Annotated in this window: 15 protein-coding genes; 7 read left to right on the top strand and 8 right to left on the bottom strand. The window is 36.1% G+C overall.

All coding sequences use genetic code 11. From position 1 onward, the window contains the following. Positions 1-15 precede the first annotated feature (15 nt). The 8 genes from hemF to hemA form a co-directional block, all read right to left on the bottom strand. The gene (gene hemF / locus J2X31_RS15015; protein WP_310027750.1) at positions 16-918 is read right to left on the bottom strand and encodes an oxygen-dependent coproporphyrinogen oxidase; all 903 of its coding nucleotides are present in this window, start codon (positions 916-918) and stop codon (positions 16-18) included. After that, the gene (locus tag J2X31_RS15010) at positions 918-1,298 is read right to left on the bottom strand and encodes a hypothetical protein (RefSeq protein WP_310027749.1); all 381 of its coding nucleotides are present in this window, start codon (positions 1,296-1,298) and stop codon (positions 918-920) included. Before J2X31_RS15010 ends, hemF begins: the two co-directional genes overlap by 1 nt. Positions 1,299-1,361: 63 nt before the next feature. After that, entirely contained in the window at positions 1,362-2,387 is a 1,026-nt protein-coding gene (hemE, locus tag J2X31_RS15005; RefSeq protein ID WP_310027747.1) for a uroporphyrinogen decarboxylase, read from the bottom strand. Positions 2,388-2,484: 97 nt separating this feature from the next. Continuing rightward, entirely contained in the window at positions 2,485-3,156 is a 672-nt protein-coding gene (locus J2X31_RS15000) for a uroporphyrinogen-III synthase (RefSeq protein WP_310027746.1), read from the bottom strand. Between the two features lie 11 nt (positions 3,157-3,167). Continuing rightward, entirely contained in the window at positions 3,168-3,854 is a 687-nt protein-coding gene (locus J2X31_RS14995) for a potassium channel family protein (protein ID WP_310027745.1), read from the bottom strand. 11 nt (positions 3,855-3,865) lie between these two features. Further along, the gene (locus J2X31_RS14990; RefSeq protein WP_310027744.1) at positions 3,866-5,608 is read right to left on the bottom strand and encodes a TrkH family potassium uptake protein; all 1,743 of its coding nucleotides are present in this window, start codon (positions 5,606-5,608) and stop codon (positions 3,866-3,868) included. Positions 5,609-5,781: 173 nt separating this feature from the next. Further along, positions 5,782-6,708 (bottom strand): hydroxymethylbilane synthase, encoded by a 927-nt coding sequence (gene hemC, locus J2X31_RS14985; protein WP_310027743.1) that lies wholly within the window; start codon positions 6,706-6,708, stop codon positions 5,782-5,784. A 47-nt stretch (positions 6,709-6,755) separates the two neighbouring features. Further along, on the bottom strand, positions 6,756-8,006 hold the full coding sequence (gene hemA / locus J2X31_RS14980) for a glutamyl-tRNA reductase (RefSeq protein ID WP_310027742.1): 1,251 nt from the start codon (positions 8,004-8,006) through the stop codon (positions 6,756-6,758). 228 nt (positions 8,007-8,234) lie between these two features. Between hemA and J2X31_RS14975 the strand changes: the two genes are divergently transcribed. The 7 genes from J2X31_RS14975 to J2X31_RS14945 all read left to right on the top strand — a co-directional run bounded on the left by J2X31_RS14975 (position 8,235) and on the right by J2X31_RS14945 (position 15,782). After that, positions 8,235-9,107 (top strand): AraC family transcriptional regulator, encoded by an 873-nt coding sequence (locus tag J2X31_RS14975; protein WP_310027740.1) that lies wholly within the window; start codon positions 8,235-8,237, stop codon positions 9,105-9,107. Between the two features lie 2 nt (positions 9,108-9,109). Further along, on the top strand, positions 9,110-10,201 hold the full coding sequence (locus J2X31_RS14970; RefSeq protein WP_310027738.1) for a PDDEXK nuclease domain-containing protein: 1,092 nt from the start codon (positions 9,110-9,112) through the stop codon (positions 10,199-10,201). Positions 10,202-10,308: 107 nt separating this feature from the next. Continuing rightward, positions 10,309-11,340 carry a ferrochelatase gene (gene hemH, locus J2X31_RS14965; RefSeq protein ID WP_310027736.1) on the top strand — a complete coding sequence of 344 codons (1,032 nt, stop codon included), beginning with the start codon at positions 10,309-10,311 and terminating at the stop codon, positions 11,338-11,340. Position 11,341: 1 nt separating this feature from the next. Further along, complete coding sequence (locus J2X31_RS14960; protein WP_310027734.1) at positions 11,342-12,703, top strand: MATE family efflux transporter; 1,362 nt, start codon at positions 11,342-11,344, stop codon at positions 12,701-12,703. After that, a complete protein-coding gene (locus tag J2X31_RS14955) occupies positions 12,681-13,712 on the top strand; it encodes a PDDEXK nuclease domain-containing protein (RefSeq protein ID WP_310027732.1) in 1,032 nt (343 codons plus the stop codon). Before J2X31_RS14960 ends, J2X31_RS14955 begins: the two co-directional genes overlap by 23 nt. Continuing rightward, positions 13,702-14,247 carry a CopD family protein gene (locus J2X31_RS14950; protein ID WP_310027731.1) on the top strand — a complete coding sequence of 182 codons (546 nt, stop codon included), beginning with the start codon at positions 13,702-13,704 and terminating at the stop codon, positions 14,245-14,247. The genes J2X31_RS14955 and J2X31_RS14950 overlap by 11 nt, the downstream gene beginning before the upstream one ends. Positions 14,248-14,366: 119 nt before the next feature. Further along, the gene (locus tag J2X31_RS14945) at positions 14,367-15,782 is read left to right on the top strand and encodes a sensor histidine kinase (RefSeq protein WP_310027858.1); all 1,416 of its coding nucleotides are present in this window, start codon (positions 14,367-14,369) and stop codon (positions 15,780-15,782) included. The last annotated feature ends 156 nt before the right edge of the window (positions 15,783-15,938 follow it).

The following is a 15,938-nucleotide window of genomic DNA, read 5'->3' as shown; positions in this document are numbered from 1 at the left end:
TCAAAATCCTCAATCTTAAATCCAGTTTATCGGATTTTCTAATACTTGAATTAATTTTTCTTCTTCACTTCCTTTTTCTGGATGATGGTCATAGATCCATTGAACATGTGGTGGCAAGCTCATTAGGATGCTTTCGATTCTACCATTGGTTTTTAATCCAAATAGGGTTCCTTTGTCGTGAACCAAATTAAATTCGACATAACGGCCACGACGGATTTCCTGCCACGTTTTTTGTTCTGGGGTGTATTCTAAATTTTTTCTTCTTTCTACAATTGGAACGTAGGCTTCTAGGAAACTGTCGCCAACTTCGGTTACGAAATTGTACCAGTCTTCCATTGACATCTCTTGTGTTTCTTTGCAATAATCGAAAAATAATCCTCCGATTCCTCGGGCTTCGTTTCGATGTGCATTCCAGAAATAGGCATCACATTGCTTTTTATATTTTGGATAGAATTCTGGATCATGCTTGTCACACGCGGTTTTGCAGGTTTGGTGAAAATGTTTTGCATCTTCTTCAAACAGATAATAAGGCGTTAAGTCCTGACCTCCGCCAAACCATTGCTGGATGATGTTTCCGTTCTCGTCGTACATTTCGAAATAACGCCAATTTGCGTGAACCGTTGGCACCATTGGGTTTTTCGGATGAATGACCAAGCTTAATCCACAGGCAAAGAAATCGGCTTCGCTAACGTTGAACATTTTTTGCATCGCTTCTGGCAATTTTCCGTGAATGGCAGAGATGTTGACGCCTCCTTTTTCGAAAACTTTTCCGCTTTCGATGACACGTGTTCTTCCGCCACCGCCTTCTGGACGCTCCCAAATGTCTTCGCGGAATTTGGCGACTCCATCGACTTTTTCAAGTCCGGCAACGATGGAGTCTTGTAGGTTTTGGATGTTTTGGTAGAATTTATTTTTCATTATACTGTTGCTTTTACCGAAGTTATCTTATTAAAAATTTCAAATGAAAACGTCTTGCTTTCCGATTGAATGTAATTATAAACCGCTAATGCCTTTTCTTTTAGATTGGATTTTTCTTCTAATAATTTATCTGAAAAAATAACCAGCAAATCCGCAAATTGTTCGGCGTTTTCCCAATCGAAATGAAACTTATCCAGATGCGAAACGAGGTTTTCGGAAGAGAAATTTAATAATGTTTCCAGATTCAATCCTAGAAATTTTAATTGGTTTTCTATTTCATCTTTATCAAAATCTGGAATATAGATCAGTTCGTTCAGCTTTTTTAATATGTTGCTGATTCGCTCGCTTTCTTGGTTTTTTAATCCTTTGTTGAGTGGCATATTTTGATTTTTAATTAAATTTTTTCGCAAACAACTTGACTGATTACTGAAAACTGTGACTGCCTACTGGCCATACTCTTTCACAGCATCCACAAAAGCTTTTGCATGATCAACCGGAATATTTGGTAAAATTCCGTGACCTAGATTTACAATATATTTGTCTTTTCCGAATTCGTCGATCATTTGGTGCACCATTTTTTTGATGGTTGGAATTGGCGAAAGCAATCTCGATGGATCGAAATTTCCTTGCAAAGTGATGTTTCCACCGGATAAATAACGTGCATTTCGTGGCGAACACGTCCAATCTACTCCAAGTGCCGAAGCCTTGCTTTTTCCCATTTCGCCAAGGGCAAACCAGCATCCTTTTCCGAAAACTATCACGTGAGTCTCGTCTGCAAGTGCCTCAACAATCTGGTTGATGTATTTCCAAGAAAATTCCTGATAGTCAACTGGAGAAAGCATTCCGCCCCATGAATCGAAAATCTGAACTGCATTCACACCTGCTTTTACTTTTTCTTTCAAATAGGCGATTGTAGTGTCCGTGATTTTTTGCAAAAGAACGTGTGCCGCTTCCGGATGTGTGAAACAAAATCCTTTGGCCATATCGAAACTTTTCGAGCCTTTTCCTTCAACTGCATAGCAAAAAATTGTCCAAGGCGAACCTGCGAAACCAATCAATGGCACTTCGTCGTTTAGCATCTCTTTGGTTAGTTTGATGGCATCCATCACATAACCTAAAGTTTCGTGAATATTAGGAACAATCACTTTTTCTACATCTTGTGGCGTACGGATTGGATTTGGCAAGAATGGACCAACACTTTCCTTCATTAAGACTTCGATTCCCATTGCTTGTGGAACTACCAAGATATCTGAAAATAAAATTGCCGCATCTGGGGCGATTCTTCTAATCGGTTGAACCGTAATTTCAGAAGCCAATTCTGGTGTTTGGCAACGGGTGAAGAAATCATATTTGTCACGCAAAGCGATGAATTCAGGCAAATATCTTCCGGCTTGACGCATCATCCAAACTGGCGGACGTTGAACAGTTTCTCCTCTTAATGCTTTTAGAAATAGGTCGTTTTTTATCATTTTTTTTGTTTTTTCCTGCAAGGTTTTCAAAACCTTGTAGGTGTTGTTTTTATGTTTCTTAATTTATACCTACAAGGTTTTGAAAACCTTGCAGGAGCTATTTAAATTTGTTTATACATTGAATAATCGTGTTTTCAACCGTTGGTTGATTGGCGACTATTATGTTTTTTGTCGTTTTTTCAAGTGCTTCAGCAGTTGTATTCCCGATGCAGAAGCAGGTTTCTTTCTTTATTTTATTGTCTTTTAGATAGCTTTCTACGGCTGATGGACTGAAAAACAATATTCCGTCTACTGGTGTATTTATTTTTTGTGGAGTCAAATGTGTTTCATATACTTCGATTTCATTGAACTTTATGTTGGCTTCTTTTAGGTAATTAGGCAAAGTATCTCTCCGAAGGTTTCCGCTGAAAAAAGTGAAGCTTTCTTTTGAATAAATTAAGGCGATTATTTCGGCTAAATCTGCAGCATAACCTGTATAGGCAATTACGTTGAAGCCGTTTTCTTCCAACAAGGCTTTGGTTTTTAATCCTACACAAAAGACATTTTTTTCTTGAAGTTTAGGTAATAATTCTTCTGCATTCTCCACTAAACTATGAACAGCATTCTGGCTTGTGAAAATGAGGTTATGGTTGATGGCTTTTAGTTCGAATGGCTTGTTTTCGGTCTTAATAAAATCGGCTTCAACCACAGAAAAATTTGCATTCAAGAGGAATTGCTTCTGATTGCTCAAAAGTTTTTTGGTGGATAATATGCGGATTTGGTTTTGCATCTTGGTTGAAATTATTTGCAATCGCAATAAAATGAAATATTTTTATTTTCTCCAAAAACAACCAAAATATCATCTTCTAACAAAACTGTTTCGGGTGTTGGAAGTCCAATGGTTTCTTTCACAATCGACTTTTTTCCAATCAGATTGACTTTTTCTCTTTTGCGAATTATCGTAACCAAGTTCAAGTGATATTTGTCAATTGTATTCAATTCCGCCAAGGTTTTTCCGTGGAATTCGGGTTTTGATTTCACTTCGGATATCGTATAATTGTTGTCCAATTGATAGTTTTCCAAAGTAGTTTTAAAATTGATTTGCTTGGTCAATCGATCGGCAGATTCTTGTTCAGGGTGCACAATACTGTGAATTCCCATTGCTTCCAAAACCGTGTCGTGAATGGGCGAAAGTGCTCTACTGATGATTTTTACATCGGATAATTTCTTGATAATTGCTGTTGTAATAATGGCAGCCCCTTCATTTTCTCCAATGGCCACCACCACTTTATCGGCATCTTTGAGAGGCAAAGCTTCATAGGCCAATTCGTTGGTGGAATCCATACAAATTACATGCGAAATTTTGTCCTTAACCAAGTTTACCTTGTCCATTTGTCGGTCCACACCAATCACTTCATTCCCAGTTTCTGTTAGGCTTAAAGCCAAAGACATACCGAAATTTCCAAGACCAAAAACTATAATTTTCATTTCAATCGGTTTTAGTTAATCAAAATATTTTCTTTTGGATATTCATAGAATTGATGGTTGATTTGACGGAGCATTCCAATCATCAAGTTGAGCATTCCAATTCTTCCTATAAACATTGTGGCTATTAAGATATATTTGCTTGGTTCTGTTAATGTGGGCGTAAAATTGAGCGACAATCCAACGGTACTGTAGGCCGAAAAACATTCAAATACAACGGTCAGTAAATCGGTTCCTTCGGGTTCAAAAATCAATAATCCTAGAATTGCAAAGCCAATCACAATCAATGAAATACAGAGAATTGCAAAAGCCCTGGAAGTTGATTCGCTGGAAATTCTTCTGCCAAAAAGCTGAATCCTGCTTTTTCCTGTTGCAATTGCAAAAATATTTAATGTTGCCAATGCAAAGGTACTCGTTTTTATCCCTCCACCTGTTGAAGCTGGCGAAGCACCAACCCACATCAAGAAAATGATAAACAGCAGTGAAGGAACTCTCATATCGGTATAGTCAATCGTGTTGAAACCTGCTGTTCTTGGTGTTACGGCGTGAAAAGCAGTTGAGGTTATTTTTCCAAAAACGGTATCATGCTCGAGAAGGATGTTGTTTTGTTCCAGTAAATACAGGAAAACAAATCCACCAATTAGCAAAATTGTAGTGGTGTAGAGTACGATTTTGGTGTTGAGTGTTACGATTCGGTTTTTTTTATGGATGATTTTTTTCTGGAACAATTCTAGAATATAATTCTTTAAATAGGAATAAAAATTGAAGATGATGGAATAGCCCAAGCCTCCAAAAACAATCAATCCCATCAAAACCCATTGAAAATAGTAGTCCAAACTAAGGTAGCTTTCACTCATTCCATTGTTTAAAGTAGAAAAACCGGCATTGCAAAATGCTGAAATCGAATGAAAGATGGAAAAAAATAATTTATTCGTAATTTCCGCTTTATCCGATATCGATGAATAGATGAAAATCGCACCAATTATTTCGACCGATAAAGTAAAAATAACGATGTTCAAGGCCACTTTCAAAACATCTTTCAGGTTGTCGTGTGAGGTGAAATCCTTGACATTCAAACCTTCTCGAAACGAAGAACTTCCTCTAAAGAAGAAGGAAAAGAAGGAAGTGAAGGTTAATATTCCCAATCCGCCAATTTGAATCAAACACAATAGAATGGTTTGGCCTAAAAGTGTAAATGTAGAGGAAACATTCAAGACGCTCAAACCTGTAACGCAAACCGCACTAGTAGAAGTAAAAAGAGCATCTGTAAAAGTTATCGTGCCGTTTGTTGCCTTAGGAAGCATTAGTAAAAAAGCACCAATCAAGATGATCACAAAAAAACTCCCCACAAAAACAATAGCAGGATTATAGTATATTTCATAAATGTAACGTACAAAAATCATCAATCGGATGATGAAATAGATGATGAGTCCGACTTCGAGAATGGTCCTGATTTTTTGAAATACTTCGAGATAATGTAAATCAATATTGACAATAGATGTGATGAGCGAAATAAACAATAGCAATCCAATTATGGCAGTATTAAAAAGTGCAATTTTCTTTCGACCGGAAGTGGTGTAGTAATAAAACTTGTAGATGTTGAACACTAAAAGTGCTACTGAAATGGAGACCAAGCCCACAAATTTTGGGGTTTTGTAAACATCGTGAACACTATAGCCAAAGTCAAACACCAAGTAGGTCAAGACGATTAAATCGAAAAAACGGTAGATGAACTTTAGTATAGAATCTTTTTGCACAGTGAAGTTTTTTTGAAATGCCAATTTTTACTATTACAAATATCGGTTATTTTATTCCGAAGTTTAACAAATAGCCCTGACTGGAGGGATCTCGTCTTTTAGGACGAGAGGAAGGAAGGCGGGAAAATGTCCCGAAGCTTCGGGAAAACAAATGCCTGATGCCTCGCTCCTGCTTATTTTTTTAATGATAATTTTATATTTTTCATCAATTCTTCGCCACCGTTGTTTAGGATTTCCTGTGCCATGTGGAAGCCCAGTTTTTTCCATTCTTCTATAGGAACTACTTTTTCGATTCCGATTTTATCTTTGCCGTCGATAGACAACAAAACGCCTTTTAATGTGATCGTATCGTTATTTTCATCGTAGGTTGCAAAAGCTCCGATGGGTGCCGTACAACCGCCTTCGAGGGTTTTTAGGAATTGTCTTTCGATATAGGTGCAAACCTCAGTTTCGATATGGTTTAATTCTGAAACGGCTTCGCGGGTAAAACTATCATCCGCCATTGCCACAACAACCATTGCTCCTTGAGCTGGTGCGGGAATCATCCAATCCAGATCGATAAAATCATCCGGTTTCAGGTTGATTCTTTCAAGTCCGGCTGCTGCAAAAACGGCTCCGCTCCAATTGCTGTCGTTGAGTTTTTGCATTCGGGTATTTACGTTTCCACGTAAATCCACCACGTTGTGAGTTGGGTATTTGTTGAGCCATTGTGCCTGACGGCGAAGACTTCCTGTTGCTATGGTTCCGATATCAGACAAGAAATCAAGATTGCCTTTGTGTACCAAAATATCCAAAACATTGGCTCTTTCCAAAACAGCTGCTTGAACAATTCCCACAGGCAAAGCTGTTGGAACATCTTTCATCGAATGAACGGCAATGTCAACTTGACCGTTAATCATTGCAATATCTAGTGTTTTGGTGAAAATTCCTGTGATTCCGAGTTCGTAAAGAGGTTTGTCTAGGATGATGTCGCCTTGGGATTTTACGGCGATGATTTCAGTTTTATAGCCTAAATCGTTTAGTTTTTTTTGGACGGTATGGGCTTGCCAAAGTGCGAGTTCGCTGTCGCGGGTTCCGATTCTTATAACTTTTTGAGACATTCTTTTTGTTTTCGAACCATTAAGAAATTAGGCTCATTAAGTTTAGATTATCTTGCTTCAATTTGAAATACTTTTTCAATCCATTCAATGCTTTCATCCACCATCGTGTTGTCGTCTTTCAGATGATTTGCAAAATGGGTGGTAATCTTCTGGATGATTCTTGCACTGATGATTTCGGCTTGTTCCTCGTTGAAGTTGGATATCTTTTTGCTTTGGAAATTCAATTCTGAATTTTTAATGGCATTTAGTTTTTCTTTTAATGCATTGATTGTTGGAGCAAATTTTCTAGCTTTTGTCCAATTCACAAATTCTTCTTTTGTTTCTTCAATGATTGCTTCAGCAGCTGGAATGTGTGACTTTCTTTTTTCAAGGGTTTCATCCGTCATTTGGGCTAAATGATCCATGTGGATCAACGTAACGCCATCCAAATCCTTAACATCTTCATTTACATTTTTCGGAATCGATAGATCTAAAATCAGCAAAGGCTTTTTAAGATTTAGAATCGCTTTGTCAACGGTTGGATTTTGAGCTCCTGTTGCCACAACAACAATATCTGCTTTTTGAAGTTCAAGATGCAATTCTGAATAATCCTTCACGATAAGGTTCAGTTTTCCCGCCAATTTCTCAGCTTTATCTTTCGTTCTGTTGATGAGGGTAATGTGCTCGTTTTTAGTATGTTTTACTAAATTCTCGCAGGTGTTTCTACCGATTTTTCCCGTTCCAAAAAGTAAAATATTTTTAGAACTGATATTCTCTACATTCCTGATAATATATTGAACCGAAGCAAAAGAAACAGATGTTGCTCCCGAACTGATTTCAGTTTCGTTTTTGATTCTTTTGCTTGCTTGAATTACAGCATTTATTAACCTATCTAAAAAAGTATTGATTAATCCGAATGACCTTGACTCGGCAAAACTGGTTTTAACTTGGCTGATGATTTCAAAATCACCTAAAATCTGACTATCCAATCCGGTTCCAACACGAAACATGTGGTTGATGGCTTCCTGATTTTTATAAACAAAACCTACTTTTTGAAATTCTTCAACCGTACCCAAACTGTTTTCGCAGATCAATTTAATCAATTGAAAAGGATGTTCTGCAAAACCATAGATTTCGGTCCTGTTGCACGTGGAAGTTACAATCAAACTTTCTATGCCTTCGCTTTTCGCCTGTTCCAGCAAACGGGTTTTGGCTTTTGCATCTAAACTAAATTTACCTCTAACTTCGGCATCCGCTTTTTTATAGCTTAATCCTACGGAGTAAAAATAGTGGTGCTTCGATAAGTTATTATTTTCCATATATACACTTTTCCAAAAAGTTCAACAAAATTATCATTATACTGTTTATAAAAGTAACGCTGTAAGGACTATTTGTATCGCTACGAGATATTTTAAACCAAAATGCCTGAAACAACGTAAATTCTATTAAATTTGTACTGAAATCAAGTCTTTGCAAATACCTTATGTAGAATTATTCTAAATAGATTTGAACTTGGTTTCAAAAAACATATACGAAAAAATATCGCTATGGGTTCTCAAGAAGAAATAAAAATTGAAGAAGATTTTATTTTGATTCGTTTTCAGAATGATGACAATGAAGTTTTTCGAGTAGAAAGACCTATAAATCAAGGGTTGATACAATTTCACTTTGGTATAAAAGGAAAGGCAAAATTTATCTTCAATCAAGGAAATTATGCCTTGGATTTGAAAGAAGAGAAGTCGTTATTACTTTATAATCCGCAAAAAGAATTGCCTCTAAATTTAGAATTGGCTCCAAATTCGTGGGTCATTTCAGTAATTGTTTCGATTAAAAAATTCCATGCCTTGTTTTCTTCCGAAGCCGATTACATCACTTTTTTGAGTGAAGACAACAAGGATAAGAAATATTATAACGAAGGAAACATCAATCCGTCGATGGCGATTGTTTTGAGCCAATTGTTTCATTTTAATCTTCATCCATCCATAAAAAATCTTTATTATAAAGGGAAAGGTTATGAATTGTTGAGCCTTTATTTCAATAGGACTGAAGACCCAAATGCAGAACAATGTCCGTTTTTGATTGATGAAGACAATGTGCTGAAAATCCGAAAAGCAAAAGATATCGTCATCGCTAATATGGCCGAACCGCCAGGACTTCAAGAATTGGCCGACCAAGTTGGCTTGAATCTGAAAAAACTCAAAATGGGTTTCAAGCAGATTTATGGCGACACCGTTTATGGTTTTCTGTTTGATTATAAGATGGATTTCGCCCGAAAACTGCTCGATTCAGGTTCCTATAATGTAAATGAAGTAGGCTTGAAGATTGGCTACAGCACCGGAAGTCATTTTATAGCCGCGTTCAAAAAGAAATATGCCACGACTCCGAAAAAATATTTGATGTCTATTAATCCAAATACATAAATATGAAGCTTGAAAATGCTCATATCGAAACCATAAAGGAACTAAAATCAGCCATTTTATCCAGTCGTTATAGGCTTGCTGTTTTGGCCAACAGCGAAATGCTTGGATTGTATTTTACAGTAGGAAAATTAATTTCTACAAAAGTAAAAGAAGAAAAATGGGGATCTAAAGTTCTTGAAAATTTATCTGCCGATTTGCAGAATGAATTGCCTGGTTTGAGAGGTTTCTCGGCTTCTAACATCAAAAAAATGCGAATTTTTTATGAATCTTGGAGTCTATATTTTACAATTGGTTCGTCAGTAACGAACCAATTTCAAAACACATCAAATGGATTAATTTCAATTAGTTCGTTGATAACGAACGAATTTGAAAATGATTTTAACAAAGTAAGTTTCACACATCACTTTGAAATTTTATCAAAAACAAATTCAATCGAGCACTATGTTTTTTACATTCAAAAAATTGCTTCAGAGTTTTGGAGTGTAAGCACATTGCAATATCATTTAAAATCAAATTTATTCGAAAATCAAGGATCAATTGCAAATAATTTCATTAAAACAATTTCAGAAAATGATTTAAGGTCAAAAGCACTATTGGCATTCAAAGACGAATATTTATTGGATTTTATAAATATCGAAGACCCCGAAGAAGAAAATGAACGTTTTATAGAAAATGAAATTGTTCGAAACATCAAAAAGTTTTTACTTTCTTTAGGAACCGACTTTGCTTTTATAGCCAATCAATACCGATTCATTTTAGATGAAAATGAATATTTTGTAGATTTATTATTTTACAATCGGAGAATGCAATGCTTGGTTGCTTTTGACTTAAAAAGTGGAAAATTCAAACCAGAATATCTTGGCAAAATGAATTTTTATCTTTCAGCATTAGATGAAATGGTGAAATTACCACATGAAAATTCTTCAATTGGAGTCATTTTATGCAAAGAAAAAAACAATAAAGTCGTTGAATTTTCATTTAGAGATTTCAATAAATCTATGGGAGTTTCTACCTATAAAACCGCAAATGAATTGCCCGACGAATATAAAGGCTTATTACCCAACGAAAAGATTTTAAAGAAATTAATGGATTGAAAAACACATATACCATTGATTCCGTATATTAAACAATAAATAAAATATAGTTAACCCCGATTAGTAAAAAAGGCAGCTTGCTTACTTTTACATAAAACAAAAAAACAATGAAAGGCGTATTATTAGTAAACCTAGGTTCTCCAAAAAGTCCCGACCCGAAAGACGTAAAACCATATTTAGACGAATTTTTAATGGACAAATATGTGATAGATGTTCCATTTTTATTGAGAGCCTTGCTGGTTCGAGGAATTATTTTGAGAAAACGCCCGGAAGAATCGGCTCATGCTTACAAGAAAATTTGGTGGGACGAAGGTTCGCCTCTTATTGTTCTTTCTGAAAGAATGCACAAAAAAGTTCAGGCAAAAACCGAAATTCCGGTTGCATTGGCGATGCGTTATGGCGAAATGACCATCGAAAAAGGTTTGCAGGAATTGCACAATCAAGGCGTGACCGAAGTTTTGCTTTTTCCACTATATCCTCAATATGCAATGGCTTCTACATTGACGATTTTGGTCTTGGCCGAAAAAATCCGAAAAGAAAAGTTTCCACAGATGAAATTCACCGATGTTCCTGCTTTTTACAACAAGCCAGACTATATCAAAAACCTTTCGGATTTAATCCAAAAAAATCTGGAAGGATATGAATATGACCAATTGGTTTTTTCGTATCACGGAATTCCGGAGCGTCATATCAGAAAAACAGATGTAACGAAATCACATTGCAAGATTGATGGTTCTTGTTGCAACACGCCTTCTGCAGCTCACGCTTTTTGCTACCGTCATCAATGTTATGAAACCACAAGATTGGTTGTAGAGCAGTTGCAAATTCCAAAAGACAAATATTGTCAAACGTTCCAATCGAGATTGGCTGGCGACAAATGGCTCGATCCTTATACTGATGTTGAAATTGACAAAATGCCATCAAGAGGCATCAAGAAAATTGCTGTTGTGACTCCAGCTTTCGTGACCGATTGTTTGGAAACTTTAGAAGAAATTGCCATGAGAGCCAAAGAAGATTTCGAGTCGAATGGTGGCGAAGAGTTTTTGGCAGTTCCGTGTTTGAACGACAACGACGACTGGATTCAAACCGTTACAAACTGGATCGAAGAATGGACTGTTGCCGAAACCGTAACGGCATAAAATGGCAGTTTCCTCGGAAGAATTAGGAAAAAAGGACATTAAAAAATTGCTTGTTCAGCAAGCGGTTCCATCATCAATCGGGATTTTATTTATGTCGGTTAATATCTTGGTGGATACCATTTTCGTTGGACAATGGATTGGATCATTGGCAATTGCAGCCGTGACCGTGGTTTTACCCATTACTTTTTTTATTTCTTCTCTGGGAATGGCAATTGGTGTTGGAGGAGGTTCGGTGCTTTCCCGGGCTTTAGGGTCTAATGATAAGGAAAAAGCACTGTTTACATTTGCCAACCAAATCATGATGACGTTTTTATTGGCGTCGGTATTTGTAATTTTCGGACTTTTTTTCAGTGATGAAATGCTGACGCTTTTTGGTGCAAAAGGAAATATTGTTGCTCCAGCAAAAGAATTTTTCCTTCCGATAATTATAAGTGTTCCATTTCTCGCACTTTGTATGATGGGAAACAACATCATTCGGGCTGAAGGGAAAGCTAAATATGCAATGTTTGCGATGATAATTCCGGCTTTTGTGAATATCATCCTCGATATTATTTTCATCAAAATGATGAATATGGGAATGCTTGGAGCTGCTTTGGCTACAGCCATTTCCTATTTTACATGCTTTGTTTTCGTCCTCTGGTTTTTTGTGTATAAAAGCGAATTGAGATTGGAAATCAGACATTTTAAATTTCAAATTCCGTTGATAAAGGAAATCACAGAATTGAGTTTCGTTACTTTTTCCCGTCAAGGTGTTGTGAGTGTTTTGTCGATAATCCTCAATCATACTTTATATACTTATGGTGGCGAACATTCAATTGCCGTTTACGGAATTATAAGCCGAATGCTGATGTTTGCCCTATTTCCAATCTTAGGAATCACACAAGGTTTCTTGCCTATTGCTGGTTTTAATTATGGAGCAAAAAATTTTGACAGGGTAAAAGAAAGTGTAAATGTTTCTATAAAATATGCCGCACTTTTGGCGACTGTAATCTTCGTTGTAATTTTAATTTTAGCCAAACCGATAGTAGCTGTTTTCACGAACGATCCAGAAGTAATTGCCGAAACACCAAATGCCTTGAGATGGGTTTTCGCCGCTTCACCCATTATCGCAATTCAGCTGATTGGAGCTGCCTATTTTCAAGCTGCCGGAAAAGCTAAAAAGGCGTTGTTTCTCACTTTAACCAAACAAGGATTTTTCCTGATTCCGTTAGTGCTGATTTTACCCCATTTTTTTGGTATTTTTGGAGTGTGGGTTGCTTTTCCAATTGCCGATATTTTATCGACAATTATCACAGCCTATTTTCTAAAGAAAGAAATGAATACGGTTTTAATACAGAAAAATGGAATTGATAACACCTTCTAATTATAACGAAACACTTATTGAGCTTAAGAAGAGGATAAATCTTGCTCAATACAAAAGCTTTTCCGCTGTAAATACTGAATTGATTTTGATGTATTTGGACATTGGAAAAGTACTTTCAGAAAAATTAAAGACCGGTTGGGGAGATGGTATTGTTGATGTTTTATCTAATGATTTACAGTCTGAATATAGTGGAGTTAAGGGTTTTTCTTCTAGGAACTTGAGAAGAATGAAATTGATTTATGAAGAAATTCATACAAATATAATTTGGACACAGCTTGTGGCCAAATTGCCTTGGGGACATACAAACATGATTTTTGCCAAGATTAAAAATGATGAAAAGAGGACCTTTTATCTTCAGAAATGTTTAGAGAGAGGATGGAGCAGAAGCATTTTAGAAGAGGAAATAAAGTTTGATGCTTATTCAAAACAGGTCAATTTCCAAAGTAACTTTGAAAACACAATTGTTGATGATAAAGTCATAGCCTACCGTTTATCCTTTAAAGATGAATATAACTTATCATTTTTAAATCTTGAAGACACTCATACCGAGAGAGAACTTGAAACGGCAATAGTGGAGAATATTTCTAAAACTTTGGGGCAGTTCGGAAATGACTTTGCTTTTATGGGGAGACAATTTAGATTAGAAGTTGACAATAAAGAATATTTCATAGATTTATTGTTTTATCATCGGAAATTAAAATCAATGATTGCCTTGGAATTGAAAGCATCAGAATTTAAACCTGAACATAGCCAACAACTTAACTGGTATTTACATCTGTTAGATAAAACAGTAAAATATCCAGAAGACAATCCTAGTATCGGAATTCTGCTCTGTAAAAGTAAAAGCAAATTAACAGTTGAGTATGCTTTAGAAATGGCAAATAATCCGATGGGAATAGCAACTTATAATTATAAACAATTACCTAAAGAGATTGCCAAATTTTTACCAACCGAAAAAGAACTCAAAAAAATATTCAATGATGCTGAAAAACTAAACAATGGACTATAACTACCTAAAATCCTTACATCTAATTTTTGTAATAACTTGGTTTTCCGGGCTATTTTACATCGTCCGATTGTTTGTCTATCAAATTGAAGCTTCTCAAAAAACATCTCCTGAAAAGGAAATTTTGCAAAAGCAATACAAAATAATGACTTATAGGTTGTGGTACATCATCACTTGGCCATCAGCAATTTTAGCAAGTATTTTTGCTTTTTGGATGCTATTTTTCACCGATTTAGGAAGTGCCTGGCTCAAGATGCCTTGGATGCATGTCAAGCTTGGCTTCGTTTTTGCGTTGTATTTATACCATTTAAAATGCCACCAGATTTACCTTCAATTGCAAAAAGACGAAATAAAACATTCATCAAATTTTATGCGATTGTGGAATGAAGGAGCGACAATAATTCTTTTTGCAGTCGTTTTTTTAGTCATTTTAAAAAGTGCCGTCAATTGGATTTATGGTGTTGTTGGAATCATTCTATTTTCGGTAATTATAATGTTAGGATTCAAATTTTATAAAAAAATCAGAGAAAAGAAATAGATTGCAGTCTCAATTTCAGTTTATAAACGTAATCCAAATAACTGCGACAGAAAACGGAAAAAATGCTAAAAAACGTCAAAATAAAACGAGTATCACTACGAATCAGGATTTTTCTCTCGATGATTGTCCTTACCTTGATAGCATCGGTTTTGATGGCTTCGATTTCTATTTTTCAATTCAAAAACGAAGCAAAAGATTACCATCAAGAACGTTTAGAGCGAAAAGAAAACGCCATAAAAGAACACATCAATTTTATTTTGGCCACGACAACCTATCCGTTGACTGAGCAAAACTTACCGCTAATTTTTAAGGATAAAATTCACGAGTTGGCCGACATTCACAGTCTTCAAATCAACATTTACAGTCTAAAAGGAGAACTTCTTAAGTCTTCAAAAGCCTCCTTTTCGATAGACACAATTGCTCCACCTGTTCCAGATTATATGCTGAAACTGGTGCAATCTTCAATGGAAAAAAGATATGTAGATGTAAAAAACATCGAAGGAAAAAAATACCGATCTTCTTTTAGTCAAATAAAAGATTTAAAGTTCAAACCCCTTGGAATATTGAACCTTCCTTATATTGAAGATGATGGTTTTTATGATCGTGAGCTCAAAAATTTCCTGATCCGTTTGGGTCAAGTCTATTCCTTTATGTTGGTTATTGCCTTCGCTTTGGCCTATTTCCTTTCGAGCTACATCACCAAATCATTAAAATCCATTTCAGATAAAATCACCGAAACCAGCCTGAATCAAAAGAACGAAAAAATTGAACTTCAGGACAGTTCCCAGGAAGTCAGTTTGCTGATAAACGCCTACAATGCGATGGTCGATAAGTTGGAGGAAAGTGCCCTAAAACTCGCACAAAGTGAACGAGAACAAGCCTGGCGAGATATGGCAAAACAAGTCGCACACGAAATCAAGAATCCACTCACGCCAATGCGATTGACAGTTCAGAATTTCCAGCGAAAATTCGACCCAAATGATGTAGAAGTCAAGCAAAAAGTAAAGGATTACTCCGAAACGTTGATCCAGCAAATCGACACGATGAGTTCCGTGGCTTCGGCCTTTTCTAACTTTGCATCAATGCCAGCCCAACAAAATGAAACACTCAATGTTGTAAATATTGTAGAACTTGCCTTGGAGATTTTCAACGAAGATTACCTCTATTTTCATTCCGAAGAAAAGGAAATCATCACCATTATGGACCGGACTCAACTCATCCGAATCATCACAAATTTGGTCAAAAATGGTATTCAGGCCATCCCCGATAATCAGGAAAACAAGTCGATAATTGTTGCCGTCAAAAAAGTACACAATACGGTTTTAATTACAGTTGAAGACAATGGAATCGGAATCGAAGAACAAAATATTTCCCGCATTTTCGAACCAAAATTCACCACCAAAAACAGCGGAATGGGACTCGGACTCGGCATCATCAAAAACATCATCGAAAACTATAAAGGAACCATCACGTTTGAAAGCAATTTCGGAAAAGGCACCATTTTCACCGTGTCGCTTCCTATAATTAATGAATAATTTGGAGCAAATCGCTCGGGCATTTGTTCCATCCATTTTCCTGCTTTCCATTGCAATCCTTTTCATTTTTAAAGAAAAAATAAAAAGGATTTCCATTGCAATCAGGGCTATTTAAATAAAATTTTTAGAACTTTGGAAACTTTCTTATTCACAACA

The sequence above is a fragment of the Flavobacterium arsenatis genome, from assembly GCF_031456785.1.
GTDB classification, from domain to species: domain Bacteria; phylum Bacteroidota; class Bacteroidia; order Flavobacteriales; family Flavobacteriaceae; genus Flavobacterium; species Flavobacterium arsenatis.
The sequence above is the reverse complement of the archived record's forward strand: the minus strand, read 5'-3'. Positions and strand labels throughout refer to the sequence as shown.

Bases quoted from the DNA above. Each gene is read 5' to 3' on its own strand.
- hemF (WP_310027750.1), bottom strand. From the start codon at position 918: ATGAAAAATAAATTCTACCAAAACATCCAAAACCTACAAGACTCCATC.
- J2X31_RS15010 (WP_310027749.1), bottom strand. From the start codon at position 1,298: ATGCCACTCAACAAAGGATTAAAAAACCAAGAAAGCGAGCGAATCAGC.
- hemE (WP_310027747.1), bottom strand. From the start codon at position 2,387: ATGATAAAAAACGACCTATTTCTAAAAGCATTAAGAGGAGAAACTGTT.
- J2X31_RS15000 (WP_310027746.1), bottom strand. From the start codon at position 3,156: ATGCAAAACCAAATCCGCATATTATCCACCAAAAAACTTTTGAGCAAT.
- J2X31_RS14995 (WP_310027745.1), bottom strand. From the start codon at position 3,854: ATGAAAATTATAGTTTTTGGTCTTGGAAATTTCGGTATGTCTTTGGCT.
- hemC (WP_310027743.1), bottom strand. From the start codon at position 6,708: ATGTCTCAAAAAGTTATAAGAATCGGAACCCGCGACAGCGAACTCGCA.
- hemA (WP_310027742.1), bottom strand. From the start codon at position 8,006: ATGGAAAATAATAACTTATCGAAGCACCACTATTTTTACTCCGTAGGA.
- J2X31_RS14975 (WP_310027740.1), top strand. From the start codon at position 8,235: ATGGGTTCTCAAGAAGAAATAAAAATTGAAGAAGATTTTATTTTGATT.
- J2X31_RS14970 (WP_310027738.1), top strand. From the start codon at position 9,110: ATGAAGCTTGAAAATGCTCATATCGAAACCATAAAGGAACTAAAATCA.
- hemH (WP_310027736.1), top strand. From the start codon at position 10,309: ATGAAAGGCGTATTATTAGTAAACCTAGGTTCTCCAAAAAGTCCCGAC.
- J2X31_RS14960 (WP_310027734.1), top strand. From the start codon at position 11,342: ATGGCAGTTTCCTCGGAAGAATTAGGAAAAAAGGACATTAAAAAATTG.
- J2X31_RS14955 (WP_310027732.1), top strand. From the start codon at position 12,681: ATGGAATTGATAACACCTTCTAATTATAACGAAACACTTATTGAGCTT.
- J2X31_RS14950 (WP_310027731.1), top strand. From the start codon at position 13,702: ATGGACTATAACTACCTAAAATCCTTACATCTAATTTTTGTAATAACT.
- J2X31_RS14945 (WP_310027858.1), top strand. From the start codon at position 14,367: ATGATTGTCCTTACCTTGATAGCATCGGTTTTGATGGCTTCGATTTCT.